General features: G+C 32.8%; 20 protein-coding genes. 13 read left to right on the top strand and 7 right to left on the bottom strand.

Annotated features, from left to right (window positions below):
• Positions 1-2: 2 nt before the first annotated feature.
• From IR213_RS13575 to IR213_RS13545, 7 genes are all read left to right on the top strand, one after another.
• On the top strand, positions 3-1,595 hold the full coding sequence (locus tag IR213_RS13575) for a 4Fe-4S binding protein (protein WP_194312843.1): 1,593 nt from the start codon (positions 3-5) through the stop codon (positions 1,593-1,595).
• 70 nt (positions 1,596-1,665) lie between these two features.
• On the top strand, positions 1,666-2,067 hold the full coding sequence (locus IR213_RS13570; protein WP_194312842.1) for a toxin-antitoxin system YwqK family antitoxin: 402 nt from the start codon (positions 1,666-1,668) through the stop codon (positions 2,065-2,067).
• On the top strand, positions 2,064-2,756 hold the full coding sequence (locus IR213_RS13565) for a glycosyltransferase family 2 protein (RefSeq protein ID WP_194312841.1): 693 nt from the start codon (positions 2,064-2,066) through the stop codon (positions 2,754-2,756). The genes IR213_RS13570 and IR213_RS13565 overlap by 4 nt, the downstream gene beginning before the upstream one ends.
• A gap of 2 nt (positions 2,757-2,758) precedes the next feature.
• Positions 2,759-4,240: a cellulose synthase family protein gene (locus IR213_RS13560; RefSeq protein WP_194312840.1), complete on the top strand. Its 1,482-nt coding sequence runs from the start codon at positions 2,759-2,761 to the stop codon at positions 4,238-4,240.
• A 1-nt stretch (position 4,241) separates the two neighbouring features.
• The gene (gene mptB, locus IR213_RS13555) at positions 4,242-5,579 is read left to right on the top strand and encodes a polyprenol phosphomannose-dependent alpha 1,6 mannosyltransferase MptB (RefSeq protein WP_228479193.1); all 1,338 of its coding nucleotides are present in this window, start codon (positions 4,242-4,244) and stop codon (positions 5,577-5,579) included.
• 7 nt (positions 5,580-5,586) lie between these two features.
• Positions 5,587-6,588, top strand: coding sequence for a glycoside hydrolase family 113 (locus IR213_RS13550; protein WP_194312839.1), 1,002 nt, complete (start codon positions 5,587-5,589; stop codon positions 6,586-6,588).
• 4 nt (positions 6,589-6,592) lie between these two features.
• A complete protein-coding gene (locus IR213_RS13545; RefSeq protein ID WP_194312838.1) occupies positions 6,593-7,621 on the top strand; it encodes a glycoside hydrolase family 113 in 1,029 nt (342 codons plus the stop codon).
• Between the two features lie 71 nt (positions 7,622-7,692).
• Here IR213_RS13545 and msrB read toward each other — a convergent pair whose 3' ends face one another.
• Both msrB and msrA read right to left on the bottom strand, forming a co-directional pair.
• Entirely contained in the window at positions 7,693-8,223 is a 531-nt protein-coding gene (gene msrB, locus IR213_RS13540) for a peptide-methionine (R)-S-oxide reductase MsrB (protein ID WP_194312837.1), read from the bottom strand.
• Between the two features lie 12 nt (positions 8,224-8,235).
• Positions 8,236-8,880 (bottom strand): peptide-methionine (S)-S-oxide reductase MsrA, encoded by a 645-nt coding sequence (gene msrA / locus IR213_RS13535; RefSeq protein WP_194312836.1) that lies wholly within the window; start codon positions 8,878-8,880, stop codon positions 8,236-8,238.
• A 98-nt stretch (positions 8,881-8,978) separates the two neighbouring features.
• Here msrA and IR213_RS13530 point away from each other — a divergent pair, with 98 nt between their 5' ends.
• From IR213_RS13530 to IR213_RS13510, 5 genes are all read left to right on the top strand, one after another.
• On the top strand, positions 8,979-9,590 hold the full coding sequence (locus tag IR213_RS13530; protein WP_228479192.1) for a sigma-70 family RNA polymerase sigma factor: 612 nt from the start codon (positions 8,979-8,981) through the stop codon (positions 9,588-9,590).
• A 39-nt stretch (positions 9,591-9,629) separates the two neighbouring features.
• The gene (locus tag IR213_RS13525; protein ID WP_194312835.1) at positions 9,630-9,884 is read left to right on the top strand and encodes a hypothetical protein; all 255 of its coding nucleotides are present in this window, start codon (positions 9,630-9,632) and stop codon (positions 9,882-9,884) included.
• Between the two features lie 229 nt (positions 9,885-10,113).
• Complete coding sequence (locus IR213_RS13520) at positions 10,114-10,866, top strand: alpha/beta hydrolase (RefSeq protein ID WP_194312834.1); 753 nt, start codon at positions 10,114-10,116, stop codon at positions 10,864-10,866.
• 109 nt (positions 10,867-10,975) lie between these two features.
• Positions 10,976-11,719, top strand: coding sequence for a DUF547 domain-containing protein (locus tag IR213_RS13515; protein ID WP_194312833.1), 744 nt, complete (start codon positions 10,976-10,978; stop codon positions 11,717-11,719).
• A gap of 27 nt (positions 11,720-11,746) precedes the next feature.
• A complete protein-coding gene (locus IR213_RS13510; protein ID WP_194312832.1) occupies positions 11,747-12,451 on the top strand; it encodes a hypothetical protein in 705 nt (234 codons plus the stop codon).
• Positions 12,452-12,499: 48 nt separating this feature from the next.
• Here the strand turns inward: IR213_RS13510 and IR213_RS13505 are convergent, their stop codons facing one another.
• The 5 genes from IR213_RS13505 to IR213_RS13485 all read right to left on the bottom strand — a co-directional run bounded on the left by IR213_RS13505 (position 12,500) and on the right by IR213_RS13485 (position 19,191).
• Complete coding sequence (locus IR213_RS13505; RefSeq protein WP_194312831.1) at positions 12,500-13,462, bottom strand: nucleoside hydrolase; 963 nt, start codon at positions 13,460-13,462, stop codon at positions 12,500-12,502.
• A 2-nt stretch (positions 13,463-13,464) separates the two neighbouring features.
• Positions 13,465-14,457 carry a phosphotransferase gene (locus tag IR213_RS13500; protein ID WP_194312830.1) on the bottom strand — a complete coding sequence of 331 codons (993 nt, stop codon included), beginning with the start codon at positions 14,455-14,457 and terminating at the stop codon, positions 13,465-13,467.
• A gap of 63 nt (positions 14,458-14,520) precedes the next feature.
• Positions 14,521-17,496, bottom strand: a complete 2,976-nt coding sequence (locus IR213_RS13495) for a TonB-dependent receptor (protein ID WP_194312829.1) — start codon at positions 17,494-17,496, stop codon at positions 14,521-14,523.
• A gap of 45 nt (positions 17,497-17,541) precedes the next feature.
• Positions 17,542-18,240, bottom strand: coding sequence for a TIGR04282 family arsenosugar biosynthesis glycosyltransferase (locus tag IR213_RS13490; protein ID WP_194312828.1), 699 nt, complete (start codon positions 18,238-18,240; stop codon positions 17,542-17,544).
• A gap of 417 nt (positions 18,241-18,657) precedes the next feature.
• Positions 18,658-19,191, bottom strand: coding sequence for a carboxymuconolactone decarboxylase family protein (locus IR213_RS13485; protein WP_194312827.1), 534 nt, complete (start codon positions 19,189-19,191; stop codon positions 18,658-18,660).
• Between the two features lie 134 nt (positions 19,192-19,325).
• Here IR213_RS13485 and IR213_RS13480 point away from each other — a divergent pair, with 134 nt between their 5' ends.
• The gene (locus IR213_RS13480; protein WP_194312826.1) at positions 19,326-20,297 is read left to right on the top strand and encodes a tetratricopeptide repeat protein; all 972 of its coding nucleotides are present in this window, start codon (positions 19,326-19,328) and stop codon (positions 20,295-20,297) included.
• Positions 20,298-20,787: the final 490 nt, after the last annotated feature.

Below are 20,787 nucleotides of genomic sequence, written 5' to 3'. Positions count from 1 at the left end.
TTATGAGCAAATTAACAGGAAATATTTCTATCGCATCGCATCAAAACAATAAATTGAGCAGTATTCAAAAATTAGGTTTAGCAATAGGGTTTATTGGTTTATTTATCTTGGTATTGGCCTTTTTTAATGTTTCGTTTCCAAATAAGACAGTTTGGTTTACAATTTCCATAGCATCCATTTTTATTGGGATTATACTATATGCCAGAAGTACCTATTTATCTCGACCTGAAGGAATTAGTAATAACGGCCTTTTTCAAAAATCACTTACAAACAGGGGCGTTTTTGCATGGATAATCGGCATCTTACTTACCAGTTTTTATATCGCTTTATATTGGTTTCCAAAATATTTGGGTCTTGGAGAAAACGGAGCCGAAAATACTGGAATTGTCGGTTTTTTCGACCCATTGAGTTTGTTTTTAAACGGTAAAATTGCCAGCCAATGGTTTGTTTACGGATCAATGTATACCGTTGCGATTCTGGGTTTGGGTTATAAATTTATCTTAAAATACAGGCATAACAAATACCAACTGGTTAGAACGATTTCCGTAATGTTTTTTCAATTGGGTTTTGCTTTTTTGATACCCGAAATTCTCGAAAAACTAAATCCCGGAAAAGAATATTTTGCCAAAGATTTGAAAAATATGTGGCCCCTTAATTATTATTTTTTTAATGATTGGCATTTAAAAGCGTTATTGCATGGTGGAAATCTTGGAATGTTTATGTTGGTTTTCGGGATTGCAATGATATTTATTATTTCGCCAATTTTAACATATTTCTATGGGAAACGTTGGTATTGCTCTTGGGTTTGTGGTTGCGGAGGTTTAGCCGAAACGGCTGGGGACAGCTTTCGTCATTTATCTAGTTCTACTCAAAAGGCTTGGAAAATTGAACGCTGGTTGATTCATTCCGTTTTAGTTTTTTCATTTGTTATGACAATTGCGGTGATTTTTACTTTTTTATCTAATAATCCAGAGTTGAGCATTATCACAAGAAACCAATTTGTATACGGAATTGTCGTTTTTTTAGTTGTGTTTACCAGTGTTTTATACATTTTTAAGCGCAATGATTTGGATGCTGACGCAAAATTTACAATGTTGTCGTTAGTTGCAATAATAATTATTTCTTTATTGATAAATTTCTTTTCTGGAAATCAAAATATACTTTTTATTGATAGTAACAAACTTCGGGAATGGTATGGTTTTGCAATTGGTTCGGCGTTCAGTGGCGTAGTTGGTGTGGGATTTTATCCAATATTAGGAAACCGGGTTTGGTGTCGTTTTGGTTGCCCAATGGCAGCGATTTTAGGTTTACAACAACGTTTATTTTCTAAATTTAGAATCACCACTAATGGTGGACAATGCATTTCTTGCGGAAATTGTTCGACACATTGCGAAATGGGAATTGATGTTCGCAGTTATGCCCAAAAAGGTGAAAATATAGTGCGTTCTTCTTGTGTGGGTTGCGGAATTTGCTCAGCAGTTTGCCCTCGAGGTGTATTGAAATTAGAAAACGATACGCCAACAGGAAGAATTAATTCCAACGACATTTTGTTAGGAAACGATGTTAATCTTATGGATTTGATTAACAATAAATAAAAATAAATTTTACAAATTACCACAGATTTATTTGAGAGAATTGAAAAATTTTGTGGTAAAAAATTGATAAATGCATAAATTAATTTACCTGCTTATTCTCCTATCTTGCATACGAGTTTCAGGGCAAAAAGTATATTTCAAAGAGTATTTTGGAAATGGAAAAATAAAATCCGAGGGCTGGTTAATAGAAGGCCAAAAGGTTGATTATTGGTTGTATTATTACGAAAACGGCGACAAAAAAGAAGAAGGCCATTTTGCAAACAATAAAAAAAGTAAATGGTGGATTTTTTATAATATTAAAGATGAAGTAAGTAAAAAATGTGAATTTGCAAATGATAAAATGCATGGGCTTTGTTTAATTTATAAAGACGGAGCAATTATTCGAGCTGAAAAATACCAAATGGGCAAAAAAATTAAGCAATGGAATTCAATAAAGGAATTTAAAAAGGACAATCCAATATATTTATTATGAGCATTATAAAAGTAATTATTCCTGCTTATAATGAAGAAAAAGCAATAGGAAATGTAATCAAGGAAATTCCTAAATTTGTTAATGAAATAATTGTAATAAACAACAATTCTACAGACAATACTGCTAAAGAGGCAAAAAAAGCGGGAGCGACAGTCCTTTCAGAAAGCAAAAAAGGATATGGCTATGCTTGTTTAAAAGGGCTTGAATACATTGCTAAACATGAATCAAAACCAGATATCATAGTTTTTCTAGATGGTGATTATTCAGATTATCCAGAGGAATTAAGCAAAATTATTGCTCCAATAGTAGGAGGAAAGGTAAATTTTGTAGTTGGAGCTCGAGTTGCGAATCTTCGCGAAAAAGGATCAATGACACCGCAGCAAATTTTTGGAAATTGGTTAGCAACTTTCTTGATGAAATTGCTTTTTAATGCAAAATTCACTGATTTGGGTCCCTTTCGAGCTATTCGATATTCAACGCTTTTAGATTTGGATATGCAAGACAAAACTTATGGTTGGACGGTCGAAATGCAACTAAAAGTGTTAAAGAAAAATATTCCTTACACAGAAATACCTGTACATTACAAAAACCGAATTGGTGTTTCTAAAGTCTCTGGCACCATAAAAGGTACGGTTATGGCTGGAATAAAAATAATTAGTTGGATTATTAAATATACTTTCAAAAAATAAATATGGTTTTAATTCTTTCGTATCTTACATTGTTTTTTTATAGTCTGGCTATCCTATTGATATTTTTTTATAGTTTGGCACAACTTAACTTGCTTATCAACTATTTGCAAAGTAAAAAAAGCACGTTACAATTAGAAAAATTTAATTTTTCTAATCCTGATGAAATTCCTCTGGTGACCATACAATTACCCATTTATAATGAAAAATATGTGGTACAACGGCTAATAGACAATATTGTATTAATGGATTATCCAAAAGGCAAACTCGAAATTCAAGTGCTTGATGACAGTACTGACGACAGCGTCTTACAAACTATAAATTTAGTCAATAAATATGCCGATCAAGGTATCGATATCAAACACATTACTCGACAAATTAGGACGGGCTATAAAGCAGGCGCATTAAAAGAAGGCTTGTTGACTGCCAAAGGTGAATTTATAGCTATTTTTGATGCGGATTTTATGCCTCAAAAAGATTGGCTTTTTAAGACAATTCCAAGTTTTAAAGATCCTAAAGTCGGTGTTGTGCAAACCCGATGGGGACATTTAAACAGAAATTATTCCGTACTTACTAGAATTCAAGCTTTTGCACTCGATGCGCATTTTACACTAGAGCAAACAGGAAGAAATTCGAAACAACATTGTATTAATTTTAACGGAACGGCTGGAATTTGGCGAAAATCCTGTATCATCGATGCTGGAAATTGGGAAAGTGATACGCTGACTGAAGATTTGGATTTGAGTTATCGCGCACAACTAAAAAACTGGAAATTTGTATACCTCGAAGACGTAGAAACGCCTGCTGAATTACCGGCAATAATTAGTGCTGCTCGTTCTCAACAATTTAGATGGAACAAAGGCGGTGCCGAAAATTTCAAAAAAATGGCTTCGAAAGTCATCCATTCTAAGACGATCACAGCCAAAACTAAGTTTCACGGAATTTTGCATTTACTGAATAGTTCCATGTTTTTGGCAATTTTTGCAATGTCAATTTTGAGTGTTCCAATGCTTTTTGTGAAAAATTATTTTGATCACATTAAACTATTTTTTGATATAATGACTTTTTTTATAATAACATCCGTGATTTTTTTCACTTGTTATTGGTTTACTTTCAAGAATATACAAGGAAGCGGATTTAAAAATTTTCTCAAATATGTTGGCTTGTTTTTTACCTTTTATTCCATTGCGATGGGATTTTCATTTCAAAATTCGATTGCTGTTTTAGAAGGATTTATTGGGAAAAAAAGTGAATTTGTGAGGACGCCAAAATTTAATATCGAAACATTAAAAGAAAAATGGAAAGACAATATTTATATGTCCAGAAAAATATCAAAAAATACAATTGTCGAAGGACTGTTGATTTTTTATTTCCTTTTCGGATTGTACAGTGGTTTCAAGCTCAATGATTATGCCTTGTATCCGTTTCATCTGATGCTGCTTTTTGGTTATAGCTATGTTTTCGTGCAATCTGTAAAATCAAACTAAGTTGCTCTCAATAAATCCTAAATATCTTACTTTTATACTGGCGTTTTTACTGGTAATTTGTTATTCTGTTTTGGGCTATTTTTTTGAAAGGCAACAGTTCGGAATTCTTTTTTTACTGTATGCAACGGCTTTTGTTTCGACCTATTATTTAATTAAAACCAATGGAATAAGTTCAGTTTACTATTTTAAAATCGGACTATTTTTTAGAATTATACTTCTTTTTTCAACACCATTTCTTTCTCAGGATTTTTATCGATTTATATGGGATGGACGGTTGATAGCAACCGGAATAAATCCATACGGATTTTTACCAAATCAAATAATAAATTCCATTGCCACTTTCCCGCAAGCAGGAATTTTGTATGAAAAAATGGGAAGTTTAAGTGCTTCTCATTTTTCTAATTACCCTCCTTTTAATCAATTTATTTTTGCTTTGGCAGGAGTGCTTACGGGGAAATCAATCCTTGGTTCTATTTTAGTTTTTAGGATAGTAATCATTTTGGCAGATATTGGAATTTATTATTTTGGGCGAAAATTATTGTTGGCACTTAATCAAAACCCCAACAAAATGTTTTGGTATTTTCTAAATCCTTTGGTGCTTATAGAACTCACGGGAAACCTCCATTTCGAAGGGGTGATGTTGTTTTTTTTCGTTGGCAGTATGTACCTGTTGCATCAAGGTAAATGGAAATGGGCCGCACTGGTATTGGGTTTATCAATTTCAACCAAACTATTACCACTGTTATTTTTACCATTGTTTTTTCAAAAATTTGGGTTTAAAAAAAGTATAGTATTTTATGGAATTGTAATCGGAATAAATCTAATCTTTTTTTTACCGTTTTTGTCTCCCGAATTGATTCATAACTATTCCGAAACGATTGGTTTATGGTTTACTAATTTCGAATTCAACGCCAGTATTTACTACGTTATTCGTGAAATTGGTTTTTGGATTACGGGGTATAATGTTATTCATACCACCGGAAAAATAATTCCCATTTTGATGATTTTATACTTAATTTATAATGCCTTTTTTGGAAAATGCAAATCAACATCGGACTTGCTTCAAAATATTCTAATCGTTTTAAGCGTCTATTTTTTTACATCGACAACTGTCCATCCTTGGTATATAATTAATCTGGTTGTGATTGGGGTTTTTACAAAATTCAAGTTTCCAATAGTATGGAGTTTTCTAATTATATTGAGTTATTTTGCCTATTCCAATCCTGAATTTAAGGAGAGTATTTTTTTGCTAATTGTTGAATATTCAGTAGTTTACGGAATATTTTTTTATGAAATAACAAAAAAATCCAATAGTAACATATTAACAAATCCGCTATAATTTTACGATGAAGAAAACCATTCTGCTTTTAATTTTTATGCACTGCTTCTGTTTTTCACAGGGAATTTCATTAAACAAAATAAAAGGCGTTAATTTTGTTTCCCCAAAAAATAAAAGTAAATTATCAGGAATTGATAATTTAAAAAATATAAACTCCAATTGGATTGCCATTTGCCCATTTAGCTTTTTGAATGCGAACAGCAGTAAAATTGAGTACAACTCTCCTAAAAATTGGTACGGAGATACTGAAATTGGGATGATTTCTGCCATTAAAAAAGCAAAGGAAACCCATTTGAAAATTTTATTAAAACCGCATTATTGGGTAAATAATATTGGTTGGGCTGGAGATTTTGACTTAAGTGGCAAAACAATGAACAATTGGGAAGAAAATTATAAAAATCATTTACTGTATTTGGCCAGAATTGCAGATAGCTTGGATGTGGAAATGCTATCAATTGGCACCGAATTGAAAACATATACCAGTAATCACCCTAAATTTTTCGAAAATCTAATCCGTGAAATTAGGAAAGTCTATAAAGGAAAACTTACTTATGCAGCAAATTGGGACGAATATGAGCATATTAAGTTTTGGGACAAGTTAGATTATATTGGTATTGATGGCTATTTTCCATTATCCGACAAAAAAACACCGCAAATCGAAGATTTAGAACCAAAGTGGAAAACCATTAGTATGCGATTAAAATTATTTAGCGAAAAGTACATGAAGAAAATTATTTTCACCGAATACGGTTATCGAAGCGTTGATTTTGCTGCCAATAAACAATGGGAATTTGAAAAAACAGCAAATTCTAAAAACATAAATTTAAAAGCACAAGAAAATGCCTATTCCGCCTTTTATAACACTATCTGGCAAACCGATTTTGTAGCTGGGGGATTTGTTTGGAAATGGTATGACGAAAATGCTGTCGAGAAGGAATTAAATTCAGATTATTCCCCACAGAACAAGCCAGTCCAAAAAATTATTAATAAATGGTATTCTAAAAATTAAAATTATGAATCTACAAATTGTATATATAGGCATTCTTTTTTCTATCTTTTCTTGTAATTCTAATCAAGATACCATAGCTCAACGACCTGCAATAAAAGAACCAGTAGTTGCTAATTTTGATATAAAAGGAGTAAACTATGTAGCAACAAATTCTCCAATTAACATCGATAATATTATTCCATTAGCTAATATAAATTGTGGTTGGATATCCCAAGTACCTTTTGCGTTTTGTAAATTAAATTCACCAACTGTCCGATTTGACCCCGTAAACTCTTGGTGGGGAGAATCTGATCTTGGAATAACGACCACGACAAATTTGGCAAAATCCAGAGGAATCAAAACAATGATGAAGCCACAATTATGGGTTATGGGATCTTATACTGGTGTTTTTACGCTGTCATCTGAAAGTGATTGGTTAATCTGGGAAAACGACTATCGCAATTACATTTTGCATTTTGCAACATTATCAGAAACTTTGGGTATCGAAATGTTTTGTATTGGAACCGAAATGAAATTAGTAGTCCAAAATAGGCCTGCCTTTTGGAATGATTTAATTGATAGAGTTAGAAAAGTGTATCGCGGAAAATTAATTTATGCCGCCAACTGGGACGAATATTTACAAGTGCCATTTTGGGACAAACTTGACTATATAGGCATTGATGCTTATTTCCCCGTGTCAAACTCAATAACTCCAACGGTTGATGAAGTTGTAACGAACTGGAATGCTCACATAAATAAAATTAATCAACTCCGAAATACATTTAGCAAAAATGTGATTTTTACCGAAATTGGTTATAAAAGTGTCGACAAAACTACTTTTGAACCTTGGAATCCTACATCAACAAACTTAAATTTTCAAGCACAAACCAATGCGTATCAGGGATTTTTTGAGGCATTTGCAAACAAAAGTTGGTTTAAAGGAGCATTTTTGTGGAAATGGTATCCAAAGAACGAAACTTCAGGAGGATTAGGCAATGAAGATTATACTCCGCAAAACAAACCCGTTGAAGCACTTATAAAAAAGTGTTTTTAAAATGTAGCATTATTTTGCATAAAAAAAACCGTCTTGTACAACAAGACGGTTTTCAAAATTATTTGTAAAAATTATTTCGATTTCAAGAATAATAAGGCTCCTGAATCCATACAATATCTCAGTCCTGTTGGAGCCGGTCCATCATCAAAAACGTGTCCTAAATGCCCTTCACATCTTGCGCATACTATTTCGCCTCTAACGGTTCCGTAGCTTCTATCTACAACTTCTTTTACTCTGTTTTTTTGTATAGGGGCGTAAAAACTTGGCCAGCCTGTTCCTGAATCAAATTTTGTTTTTGAAGAGAACAAAGGCAATTTGCAACCCGCACAAAAGTAATATCCTTCGGCGTGATTGTCGTGATATTCATTATTAAAAGGTGGTTCTGTTCCTTGTTCCCTTAAAATAAAATACTGATTTGGCGTTAGATCCTTTTTCCATTGAGCATCCGTTTTTACTACTTTTACAAGTGATGTATCGGACAATGATAATCCCTGTTGAATTGCTAAGGGCAAATCTTTAACTTCTTTATTTTTGGATCCCATGCAAGCCACTATCGATATCAATAATAATGAGATTCCTGCTATTTGCGTGTGTAGTTTCATTTTTTTTATTATTTATGATTTTGCTTTTAATTTACCTTTAAATGTCTTTTTAAAAAGCTCATATCTAGGAATAGAAACGTTAGTTACGTAAGGGTTTTCACCGTTAGAATGTAACTTAATATAATTTTGGTGATAATCTTCTGCTTTGTAAAAATCAGACAAAGGCTTAATTTCTGTTACAATAGGATTCGAGAAAACCTTTTTTCTTTCTAATTCTGAAATTTTAGCTTTAATAATACTTTTTTCGGCTTCATTTCTATAAAAAGCAATTGAACGATAGGATGGCCCTCTATCAGGACCTTGTTGATTGGGAGTTGTTGGGTCTTGTGACGCAAAAAAGGCATCGACTAGTTGGCTATAACTAACAACTTTTGGGTCATAATAAACCAAAACAGATTCGGCATGACCTGTTTGTTCGCCTCCAACTTGTTCATAAGAAGGGTTTTTGGTAGTTCCTCCTGTGTAACCTGAAACAGCTTCGTCTACACCTGCTATTGCTTCAAAAACGTGTTCGCTACACCAAAAACAACCTTCGGCAAAGACAGCAATGGCCTTGCCTGGTTTTGGTTCAGTAGACAATTTTTTAGTTTGCCCGTTTGAATTGCAACTGTATAAACTTAGTAATAATAAAGAAAAACCTAAAAATTTTGTTTTCATAAGTATGTTATTAATTTTTAGCAAAATAAGCCGTAAATTTTAACCTAATTTGTCGGTTACTTTACAAATTAAGACTAAATTAATAAATTATCTTTGTGATGCCAAAACAACAAAGAAAATTATTTATGGAAATTGTCAAAGAAAATTCAAAAAAAATACTTGAAAAATGGGTTAATCACTTTAGTGATGAGCTTTTTACTTGGGCATTATACAAGACTTCATCAAAAGAAACGGCTGAAGATTTAGTGCAAGAAACGTTTATGGCTGCTTTCAATAAAATAGATACTTTTCAGGGTAAAAGTCAACCAAAAACCTGGTTATTTTCTATTCTCAATAATAAAGTGATTGATTATTACCGTTTGAGTGCCAAAACAACTAAACTAACTTTCAGTATTTCTGAAAATAGAGGCTACGAACTTTCTGATGGTTTGTTTGACGAAACCGGACATTGGCAAAGCAACGAAATTAATCCAATTTGGAACCAAGAAGAAGAATTGCTGGACAATCCTGAATTTAACAGAGTATTCGAGAATTGCATACAAAATTTACCTCAAAAATGGAAAGATGCCATAACGTATAAATATTTGACAGATAAAAAAACGGATGAAATTTGTCAGGAATTAGAAATTACCGTGTCTAATTATTGGCAAATTGTTCACAGATCAAAACTGCTTTTAAAAAAGTGTTTAGAAACAAATTGGACTCATTAATCTACCCGACAATTCTATTAGAATATGATTCATAAAATAATGAAACTAATGATAAATTCTTGTGAAAAAACAACGCAATTAATAGATAAACAAATCGTTTCCCGATTATCTTTTAAAGAAAAAATACAATTACAATTGCACAAATCAATTTGTAAAAGTTGTGATTCATATGAAAATCAATCCAGATTTATTGATGTTCTTATCAATAATTCTTTCAAATCCAAAATAAATAAAAATGTAAAAATGACGCAGGAAAGAAAGTCCAAAATCATCGAAGAAACAAAAAAAATATAGTTTTCATCATAAATCTAAAAATGATAGGGTTGTCAATATCTTACCTTTAGATGATAATTTTTAGTCTGGGGTACTTTTATATCCTCAAAGAATTTTTTTTAGGACAAAAATTAATATTTAAATATATTGGGTTTCATTTTGACTTTTCTATAATATCTTTAATTTTTATAAAACGTTTAAAAAAAACAAAACTTCTGCCGTAATAAATTGATTAAAAAATAAATAAATTATGAAAAACACAGTTCTCCTATTACTGATTTTGACAGCATTCTTAACTTCAAAAAAATCATATAGTCAAGACATTATCCCTCAAAAAATTAGTTTCCCTTCTATTGATGGATTGCCAATTTCGGCAAATTTGTATCATAACGATAACAAATTACCTGTCATTTTACTTTGCCATCAAGCTAGGTACAACAAAGCCGAATACGATGAAATCGCAGTAACACTTTATAAAAAGGGCTTTAATTTAATTGCTATTGATCAACGCTCGGGAGGTACTGTGAATAACAAGGAAAATGAAACTTTTGTAAAAGCAATAAAATTGGGAAAACCAACTGATTATCTGGATGCAGAGCAAGACATACAAGCTGCAATTGATTTTGCTTACAAAAAATACAATAAAAAAATTATTCTTTGGGGAAGCTCTTACTCTTCAGCTTTAGCATTGTATTTTGCGAAATCTAGTGATAAAATAAAAGCCGTAATTGCATTTAGCCCTGGAGATTATTTTGGGGAACAGAAAAAGTCCCTGAAAGAGGAATTAGTTGGGTTTAGTAAGCCGATGTTTGTCACTTCGTCGAGTGAAGAAGCACCAGAATTAACAAGCTTGTTAACAAAAATGACATTAAATAATAGTCAACTACAATTTATACCAAAAGGAAAAGGAAAACATGGCTCAAAAGCCTTGTGGAAGAATAATCAAGACAATCAAGAATATTGGACGGCTTTGAATGCTTTTTTGGATAAGGTAAAAAACTAAAATAAGAATACAATTTAGCTACTCCATTTGGATTTTCACAATTTATGGTCGGTAGACTAAGCAAGATGAAAAACATGAGTTGATTGTTCGTCTTCAAAGAATTTTAAATTTGTCTAACCCAAAATACAAGAAATTTGAATATTTGTTGGCTATTATTTATGCAATGGAAAACACGAATTCTTTATTGTTTCTTTCAGAAAAATTATTGCTTAACGTAAAATTAAGTGAAGACACTTCGTGTATAGAACACAAATTAAGGAGTGTTTCTTTAATTGAATTTAGCCATCAATTAATTACGGATGAAGCCAAGAAAACCTTTTGGATCAATATCTACAATGCTTATTTTCAAGTCCTCTCTTTTCGCAAAAAATCATATGGGAGAAAATTATTTTCCGAAAGAATAATTCAAGTTGCCCAAGCGCAATTTAGTTTAGACGACATTGAACACGGTATTTTGAGAAAATACCAGTGGAAATGGAGTTTGGGTTACTTATCAAATCCTTTTGTAAAGTTGTTAGTTAGAAATTTAGCTGTCCAACAAATAGACTTTCGAATTCATTTTGCCTTGAATTGTGGAGCAAAAAGTTGTCCTCCAATTGCTTTTTATACTGTCAAAAAGCTGGACGAACAATTAGACGAGGCAATGTATTCGTTTATCGTATCTGAAACAACTATCGACCAAAATGATAAAATCATAAAAACCTCAAAATTGTTATATTGGTACAGAGGAGATTTTGAGGGTACAAATGGAATTAAAAGTATATTGTCAAAAATATTCGATTTGGATTTGTCAAATTATAAAATCTTGTACAATCAATATAATTGGGAAATGTATTTGGGAAATTATGTCTAGCTTTAATTTAAAATTTAACAATAAACAATGGTGAAATATTTAAAAATAACTTTAAGCATTGCCCTTTTGGTTTTGTTTGCAAATGACTTAAAAGCACAAGAAATCATAAAAGAATTTAAACGAGATAGTTTGAAGGACAATAACTTAGCGAGCTTAAGGTCAAGGTTTGGAAACAATAAAGTTTTGTCGACAAAATATGAAAATCAAATGCTAATCGCGTTGTCCTATTTTCCGGAACTTAAAGACACAAAAATAAAATTTAGGATTAAAAATAGTACAACACCATTGACTACTAGACCAACCCTATATAGCATGTTTCGTTCCGCCAAAAAAAGAACCTACATTATTACGATTAGTGAAAAAAGCACCAAATATCTTGATACAATATTGTTAAAAAAGCTCAATTATAACGCTCAAATAGGCGTTTTAGGACACGAATTATGTCACGTTTCAGATTATTTGAACAAAGGATTCAGTAAAATGTGGAATGTGGTTGTCATTGAAATATTTTCTAAAAGAGCAGTTGATAAATTCGAGTTCAACACTGATTTAAACTGCATTAATCACGGTTTAGGTTATCAACTCTTGGATTGGAGCATCAATGTTAGGGAAAACCTTAAAAGAGCAAATTGGTTAGGACCGATTAATTTAACAACAAACAAAAAAAAGGAGCGGTATATGAACCCATCCACAATAAAGGACTTTTTATCCACAAACATACTCTATCAATAAAAAGTCAATAAATACTGGCTGTCGTAAGTTTTATTTAGTCGGAAAAACTTATCTCGCTGCACTTAATGTTTCCAATATTTTCTCTTCAAAACCCTGCAAAGCTCTTCGAGCATATTTTACTTTCTTCTTTGTTTTAAAGCCATAAGAAACTTCCAAGAAATTTTTAAAAGGTTTATTTGGCTGTATTTCTAAAGCATCGTTCTTTTTATACGTTACTTTTATAGGAATGTTTTCATAATAAGTAAAATATTCAGGGTGGGTGACAATGCCTAAAGTTGAACAATCGAAAGGAATAAAACCACGAACTCCAAAATATTTCTCGTTTAATTCCATCCAGGGTTGTACGATATCAAACAACCACTTATCAGCTTCGATCGAAAGATCCAAACTCGCTAAATCAATCTTGCCAATATGCGTGTAAGAACTAGGTTCATAACCCGCAAATTCTAATGGAATTGGAGAATTTAATAAGACATCCATCGATGCTGTATCAAACTCATAGTTATAATCGAATACATTCAATTTTCCATTTCCGGGATTAAAAGGCAAACCTGGTGTTCTAGCCGCACAAATAACCACTCGTTCAATTTGCGGAATAATATCCGGATGGTTTTTAACCAGTGTGGCTATATTGGTCATTGGCCCGAGCGCCAAAATTGTTAATTTTTCCTTTTTTAATGCTTCATACAAAGCTCTTGTTCCATCATTTTCAGCACCCAAGTCGTTTGCGAAAGCAGAGCCTTTGTATACAGGGATTGCTTTTCCTTTATTGTGCCAATTCAATATTTTTTGAATAACCCCATAACCATAATCCACATAGGTGATATTACTGATACCCACAATTTCTATCTGAGGTTGCTTGAGTGCCATTATCAAAGTAATGCCATCGTCCACCTCTCGGGCTTCTTTATCGGGCATTCCAATCATAATATCCGTATCAAACCAAACTTTGGTTTGTGCTTGCGAAAAACTTGTGAGTAGCACGGTTAAAAGAAATATTTTGAATTTCATTTTTATTTGTTTAAAATTAATTGGTAAGCAAATTCCAACAATTGTTTTTTGGTTTTTAAATCTATTTTCAACGGTAATTGGGCCAACCCAATTAATCGTCGCATAATTTCTATCCCCGCAAAGCTATTTAAAATTTCTAAATTTAATTCTGAATAGGCTTTATATTCACTAATAACGCCAGAAATTAAATTGCCCTTTTGTTGGGTTAAATATAAATGTGCCAACAAAACTCCTAAATCAAATTCCCTTGAGCCATAAAAACAAAATTCAGGATCAATGATTTTTATTCCTGTTTCGGTTTTTAACCAACTTCCAGGATAAAAGTCCCCGTGTAAAAGATATTTACCTTTTGAAAGATACAAAGAACCTAATACTTCTATTTTTTGCTTTAAATGACGGTCTTTTACATAAGGCAAGGCTAATTCCTTCAATCCATCTTGAACAGTATTTAAATCAAAGCCATTGTCTTCTAAAAAGGGATAATGAAAAATATGCTCGTGGTTTAATCTTCGTAGCTCCATATTCGCTAATTCATCATCAACTACCGTTTTCTGAAACGAATTATGCAATCCATTCAAATACGCCACTAATCCTTTAAGTTGCTCTAATTCAAGTTGATATTGCATACCATATAAAACCGTAAAATCATTGGTTAACCCCAAATCTTCTAAAATAATTACATTGTTTATTTCATCTAACCCGATGAGTTTTGGCATATACTGTTGAACTTTATTCTCTTCTGAAACCTTTTTATAAAATGCGCCTTCCGTAATCACCCGATTTGCAGGAGCGGGTACTTGTGGATATTTTTCGACATAACCACGCGATTGTTTTACGATAAAAGTTCTCTTGCCAGTATTTACTCGCAACACATAATTCATGTTCCCTTCCCCTGGTTTTGTTAAAGAAACTATAGTTTCATCCAAACCCAGCCAATGTTGTTTTTGTAAATAGTTTGCCAATTCTTTTGGCTTATTTGCATCAAGTATAAACATATTTTTAATTTTTAAACCCTCACAAATTTCGGAAACCTGTGAGGGGTAATCAATAATAAACTTTTAAAACAAGTATCTCACTCCAAACTGGAACTGTCTTGGAGGCGAAGCATTTCGTTGGGTAAACAAACCGCTTGCAACAGATCCCCCTTGAATTTGGTTACTTTGTGTCGCATTGTTACTGTAACCGCTTAAATTTTCGGCATTAAAAACATTGAAAATATCAGCCCTTAATTCGATTTTATTGTTTCTTGAAACCTTAAATTGATGTTGTACTCCAACATCAAAAGTGGTACTCCAAGGCAAACGATCATTATTTCTGCTTTCTCCTGGGAAACGGTCGCTATTCCCTTGATAGGCATCACCAAAACCCGAACCATCACCATTCAAATCGGTGGTTCCAAAACCTAGTGGAATTCGATTAATTGGCTGGCCGCTTTGCAATAATCCCGCTAAAGTAATAGTAGTTCCCGCAAACGGATAATAACTGTAAATACCGTTGATGTTGTGTGTCCTGTCATTGATGGAATAACCCCATTCGTTACCATAATTGTTACCATCCATTGCCCTAAAATTAATATCTTCGGTATCGTTCTTCAATGAAGACAGGGTGTAATTCAAACGATACGAATAATTGTCATTTCCTCTTGCTTTTTGATAATTTAAACTCAAAGCATAATATCTCGATTTTCCTTCCGTCTCGCTTACAACTACATTTCTTGCAACCCCTGTTACAGTATTGCCGTTTATTGTTGCTGTGCCATTAGTTATTGGAATCGGTCGTGTTGCATCCGCTTGGGCTGGAGTTCTAATAATTACGTTATTGGGATCAATTGGATATTCGGCAGCCGCATTTAGATTTCTTAAACGGAATAAATTTTCACCCCGATTGTGAACCAAATCTACAAAAAACAGTTTATTTTCATCCAGTTGGACTTGGTAACCCAGCGAAAATTGATGTGAATACGGATTGTTATAACCATTAGGGTTCAAAATTCTTCTTTCGTTAGAAAAAGCTCCTTCACGCTGACTTTGCAATTGACTTCCTGATGGTCCTTGTAAGTACCCTACATTTGATAAATTAGCGGATATATTTCCATTGAAGGTAACAGCATCAAGATTCGTATTGGCAGGTAAAATACCTAAATAGATAAACTGTTGTAATTCCGTCCTGTAATCAGCTGATTTGGTGTTTTGCTGCAATGCATCGCTATAAAGTGCATAGTTAATTTTGTCATAGGCAATACCATAACCCCCACGAATACTGCTGTTGTTCGTTAGTTTATAGTTGAAATTGAATCGAGGTGCCAAGTTGTTATAATCCCCTTTATTGCTTCCGCCTTTAGACAAATTATCGTAATCATAACGCAATCCTAAAGTAATATTTAGTTTATCGTTTAATGACCACAAATCTTCAATGTATGCCGAATAAATATCTTGATGCGTTCCAAAAGATGCCGGACGTAACTCCACGTTGTAATTTACCACTGTTGCATTAGATGGAATATCATTAATGCTTAAACCGCTTCCAATACCGCTATTTCTAATAACATCAATTTGGGGTTGAGTTAATTTTACGGTATAATTCCCATTTGGATTTCCACCGCCAAACAATTCGTGATCTCCCCTGATAAAATTCAAACCTGATTTTATAGTATGATTGTTTAAATAATATTTGAATTTTTGCTGTACTTGAACCGTATTTTCAACAGCCTTGAACAGATAACCTGGATGCCCTAAAATAGCTAACGTTTCGTCGTTCGTTCCTCGTACAACAACTTGTGGGTCATTTGAATGCAATGGATTAGCATAATCCCAATTAAAGCGGCTGTATTGTACATTGGTTTCTCCGCTAATTTTACCGAAATTATAAGAGTTTTTTAGCGCCAATAGAAGACTGTTTCTTTTTTGGGTGTTTGCCGAAGACGGAAAAGCAGCACCGCCTTCTAATCCTCCTCCTTGACGTTCTATATCAATGATTCCAACATTGGCACGGAGTGAGCTACGGAAATTTTTATTCCAAGATTGATCAATTTTTGAGGAGAAATAATTAAACGTATTGTTTCCTCTCACGGTTTCCGCAACCCCTAAAGCGGGTACGTTTAACAAATTATCTTTTACGTCGGTTGTGTGCTCAAAATTGAAGTAATAGAAAGTTTTATCTTTCACAAAAGCTCCACCAATACCACCACCGGCTTGATAACGAGCAAAACCGTCTTTGACTTGGTTCCCTGACAAATCACGTTGGGCAAACGAAGAACTCCCGTCAATAGATGGGCCGGGTCTTGTAATGAAAAAGGCCTCTCCGGTTGCTTTATTTGAACCCGAACGGGGAGTAATATCAATAACTCCGCTTCCGGTAAGCCCATATTCGGCCGAAAAATTACTGGTCAAAACGGTAATGTCTTTTACAAAACCGGATGGAATAGCAAATTTTTGCCCTCCTAAAAAGCGTTCATTATTATCCAATCCATCAATTAAATAGGAAGTGAATAATGAATTGGCACCATTGATGCTTACATTCGGTGCTTCGGGATAAAACCCTGTGGCCTGAGACACGTTGGGCAATCGATACAAAACTCTTGTAATGTCTCGACCCTCAACAGGGATTTCTTGAATCTCGGCAGCTTTCATTTCGAAAGAAACTTCAGCATCGCGACGGTTAATTTTTGATGTTGAGTTTGAGGAAACAACGACTTCTTGCAATTCTTGGGTAGCGTTTTTTCTTAAAACTAAAGTAACATTTGGATTTTGATTGGAACGAACACTTAAAATAGCCGAACTTTCAGCCGAATAATCCTTAGTTTTTTCAAAAACTACTTGATAACCATCTAAAGCCGGAATATTTCTAAAAATAGCTTTGCCTTGTACATTGGTACTTTGCTGTAAGGCAATATTGCGGGAGGTATTGAATAATTTAATTGTAAGACCTGAAACTGGTTTTTGTGTTTCAAAGTCGGTAACAGAAACCGTAAGGTCTTCTTGGGCGAGAGCAATTGTCGAAACACATAGCAAAGCCCAAATGAAAAATTGTTTCATTGTATAAAATATTTAGTTATAAATAATGGAATGTAAAACGAGAATTTATAACCAAATAGGAGAGCCTTTGTTGTGGGTTAAAATGATAAATTCATATGAAACAAGTGACGTTTCAAAATGATTTATAGGAATTACTTTTTGTAGCAGGGAAAGAATCGTATTTCTGAAAAAACTCGAAAAAGGCAGTTTATATATTGCTTTTTTAAAATCAAAAGTATCATTACAATCATTTAAAGGCTGAAGTAATGAAATGGTCTGCTTGCTAAAAAGAAGTTGTAATTCACTGTAAACAGAGGGAGTTTGCCAAGAAATAATTTCGAATTCTTGCGGAATAAAACTAGATTTTGAAACACCAATTAAATAGGCTCCTCCATTAAAATCCGCCCCAAGAACGGAATCATAGGTTTGCAGTTTACAAGCCGCCTCAAGTAAATGATGTACATTTAATTCAGGGCAATCATTCCCAATAACAATGACATTATCAAAACCCTTATCGAAAATTTCTTGTATCGAATGAACTATTTTTTCTCCAAAAGCAGCACCAATTTGAGTGTTTTCATCAGAAATAAAGTAAGGAAGATTTGTTTTTTTGGTGGTTTGCAAAACCTTTTCGTTTAATTTCTTCCATAATAAACTGTTTTGCTTTTTTTTAAAGGTTATTGGTTTTAAAACACTTTCCGTCTTCTCACTTTGTGCAAAAAGCAATATGGCAGTTGTCGTAAAATAATTCTTTAATGAACCCATAATTGTTTAGTCGTTATACTTCCAGAATCCTGACAAATAATTTATCCTTTTTTATTCTATGTTGCATTTTAATTGTTAGGAAGTGAATTTTTCTTAATTATACCAGCTTAAAAAATTAATAATTATCCGTTGTTAATACCAAGTTATTTCATTAATGCTTTTAGTAATCCTTCCGATAACTTGTTTTAAAAATACCAACCACGGAATTTGTGACAAAATTTTTTTAAGGGTTACATTTAAAAATTCATGATTTTGTTTATAATTTTTGATTATTTGTATCTTGTGTCCATGGAATAATTAAAAAGTTAGCAAGATTAAAAATAAGGAATATTAAATAAAATCCCCACATTTTACAATCGTGGGGATTTTTCGAATTAAATAAGATTAAAAAATATTTTTTTAATTGTATTTTACGTATTAGTCTAAAGCGGGAGCCAAAGGAAAATCTACAGGAATTTGCGTTAGGTTATGCAAAAAGTTCATAGCTGTTTTGTCGCTTACCTGAAGAATTAAATCTACTAAGTTTTCATTAGTATATCCATTTCCAAAAAAAGCATCGACTGTTTCTGAACTAGCTCTTCCTTTGTTTTCAGCAATCTCAGCAGCCAATTGTACTAAGACATTTAATTTAGCATCAGTACTTTTACCTTTTCTAATGTCTAACAATTGATCTTCTGAAAAGCCATTCATTTTTCCTAAAACCAAGTGAGCGCTTAGACAATATACACAACCGTTTGTCTGGCTTACGATTAAATTTACGGCTTCTTTTTCTTTGTTGTTTAAAGAAGTTTTAGCGTTTTGGTAAGCCAAAAATCTTGTCAATCCATTTTCAGAATGGGCAATTGTGGCATATAAATTTGGTACAAAACCTAAAGCTTTTTGCAGGCTGTCGAAAATGTCTTGATTTGCTGGTGCAACTTCCTCTCTTGTTGGAACTGTAAATGTTTTCATTTGTATGTTTTTTGTTTGTTTTTATTGACTGCACAAAGATGCGAGAGCTTTTGTTGGTTTAAAATGGATTATAAATACAAGTTGGCAGTAATAAAACCGAAGAGACGAAGAAACAGTACCAATATACAAGTATAATGAAGAGAATTTTGACAGTTTTAGCTTTAATTATTTCAGCTACAATTTTTGGACAGACCGCCAAAGAATATTTTGATAGAGGAATTTCAAAAGAAACTAAAAAAGATTATAAAGGAGCAATTAAAGAATTTAAAAAAGCTACAACTGAAGACGCAAATTACGCAACTGCTTATTTTAAGAAAGGAATTTGTCAAATGGCACTAAGAGATTATAATTCTGCAGTTGAAGATTTTGATAATGCAATTAGAATTGACTCTAAAAATGCAGAAGCCTATGAGAAGCGAGCGGTTTCATTAATAAGCCTGCAAAAATATGGAGAAGCACTATTAGATTTAGATAAGGTAATTGAGGTTGCCCCAACAACACCTGATATATTTATATTTAGAGGCCTACTACGAGAGGAAACTGGAAATAAAATTGGAGCGTGTGAAGATTTCAATAAAGCTAAAATTGATGGAGACATCCAAGCCTATAAATGTTTGCAAAAATATTGTGGTAAAAGTGATGATTTAGAAGAAAGTATTATTTTAAATTGGACAAGCCAGGAAAATTGGAAAATTGGAAGTGATCAAAAGCATTCAATAATTCGTGTAATAGATTTTATACATTCAAATGAAACACTAGAGAATTGGACTGAATTGGGGCATATGACTTCAGTAGAAAGAAAAAAAGATGCTACTGTCGATAAAGCAATAAATTTTGCATATCAAGAAATACAACAACAAGCACCGAAAGCGAAACTAACATTAATTGAGAAAGATGAAAATTCTGAATATCCGTGGATAATATTTACGATTGAAAGTCCAAGATTCAAGAATGATAGAACGCCTGAAAGCCAGTTATGGTATATCATAATCGGTAAACAAAGGTTGTATACAAACTTTCGAGCAATCAAAATGGAGGAAATTTCAATGGAACAAAAGGAGAATTGGATTAAATTTTTCAAGAATATAAAACTAAAAAATGAGTAATTTACTACTGCCAGCTATACGTAGTGTTCCTTAATAAAAACGAACGTTTTTAAAAGTAAAGGTGCTATGCGAAGTCTCCCGACTTCGTACCCTTCCCAATAGGTAACTAAAACGGGTAACAAATACCATCATAAAATAATTTGATAAAGTTGCAACGGCATATAAGAGTAGGTACAAAGTCGGGAGACTTCGCACAGCAGTGTTTGTTTATTCGAGCAATCGAGTCTGCGAATATTACCAACATAAAATTCACAACCAAAAAAAACCATTAGTTGCGACGAGGGCGCTGAAAAACATCGCTTATTTTGATTAGCGTCGTTTTTTAGACGATAAAAAACGCTTGTAACAGGATTTTAAACATCCGCTATAAGCGTTTTTCTTTATATAACTTTTTTTATTGTAGGTTGTATCAGTCGATTTTTGACTTGTATAGGTTCATTTTGTATAATGCGCTTGTAAATTGCATTTCCTATATTAATTTCAGTATTCT

This window comes from Flavobacterium soyangense (assembly GCF_015277675.1).
GTDB lineage: Bacteria > Bacteroidota > Bacteroidia > Flavobacteriales > Flavobacteriaceae > Flavobacterium > Flavobacterium soyangense.
This window is presented reverse-complemented; position numbering and strand designations above follow the sequence as displayed.

What these genes read in the sequence shown, in the direction of transcription:
- IR213_RS13575 (WP_194312843.1), top strand. Translation starts at nt 3, where the DNA reads ATGAGCAAATTAACAGGAAATATTTCTATCGCATCGCATCAAAACAAT.
- IR213_RS13570 (WP_194312842.1), top strand. Translation starts at nt 1,666, where the DNA reads ATGCATAAATTAATTTACCTGCTTATTCTCCTATCTTGCATACGAGTT.
- IR213_RS13565 (WP_194312841.1), top strand. Translation starts at nt 2,064, where the DNA reads ATGAGCATTATAAAAGTAATTATTCCTGCTTATAATGAAGAAAAAGCA.
- IR213_RS13560 (WP_194312840.1), top strand. Translation starts at nt 2,759, where the DNA reads ATGGTTTTAATTCTTTCGTATCTTACATTGTTTTTTTATAGTCTGGCT.
- IR213_RS13550 (WP_194312839.1), top strand. Translation starts at nt 5,587, where the DNA reads ATGAAGAAAACCATTCTGCTTTTAATTTTTATGCACTGCTTCTGTTTT.
- IR213_RS13545 (WP_194312838.1), top strand. Translation starts at nt 6,593, where the DNA reads ATGAATCTACAAATTGTATATATAGGCATTCTTTTTTCTATCTTTTCT.
- msrB (WP_194312837.1), bottom strand. Translation starts at nt 8,223, where the DNA reads ATGAAACTACACACGCAAATAGCAGGAATCTCATTATTATTGATATCG.
- msrA (WP_194312836.1), bottom strand. Translation starts at nt 8,880, where the DNA reads ATGAAAACAAAATTTTTAGGTTTTTCTTTATTATTACTAAGTTTATAC.
- IR213_RS13530 (WP_228479192.1), top strand. Translation starts at nt 8,979, where the DNA reads ATGCCAAAACAACAAAGAAAATTATTTATGGAAATTGTCAAAGAAAAT.
- IR213_RS13525 (WP_194312835.1), top strand. Translation starts at nt 9,630, where the DNA reads ATGAAACTAATGATAAATTCTTGTGAAAAAACAACGCAATTAATAGAT.
- IR213_RS13520 (WP_194312834.1), top strand. Translation starts at nt 10,114, where the DNA reads ATGAAAAACACAGTTCTCCTATTACTGATTTTGACAGCATTCTTAACT.
- IR213_RS13510 (WP_194312832.1), top strand. Translation starts at nt 11,747, where the DNA reads ATGGTGAAATATTTAAAAATAACTTTAAGCATTGCCCTTTTGGTTTTG.
- IR213_RS13505 (WP_194312831.1), bottom strand. Translation starts at nt 13,462, where the DNA reads ATGAAATTCAAAATATTTCTTTTAACCGTGCTACTCACAAGTTTTTCG.
- IR213_RS13500 (WP_194312830.1), bottom strand. Translation starts at nt 14,457, where the DNA reads ATGTTTATACTTGATGCAAATAAGCCAAAAGAATTGGCAAACTATTTA.
- IR213_RS13495 (WP_194312829.1), bottom strand. Translation starts at nt 17,496, where the DNA reads ATGAAACAATTTTTCATTTGGGCTTTGCTATGTGTTTCGACAATTGCT.
- IR213_RS13490 (WP_194312828.1), bottom strand. Translation starts at nt 18,240, where the DNA reads ATGGGTTCATTAAAGAATTATTTTACGACAACTGCCATATTGCTTTTT.
- IR213_RS13485 (WP_194312827.1), bottom strand. Translation starts at nt 19,191, where the DNA reads ATGAAAACATTTACAGTTCCAACAAGAGAGGAAGTTGCACCAGCAAAT.
- IR213_RS13480 (WP_194312826.1), top strand. Translation starts at nt 19,326, where the DNA reads ATGAAGAGAATTTTGACAGTTTTAGCTTTAATTATTTCAGCTACAATT.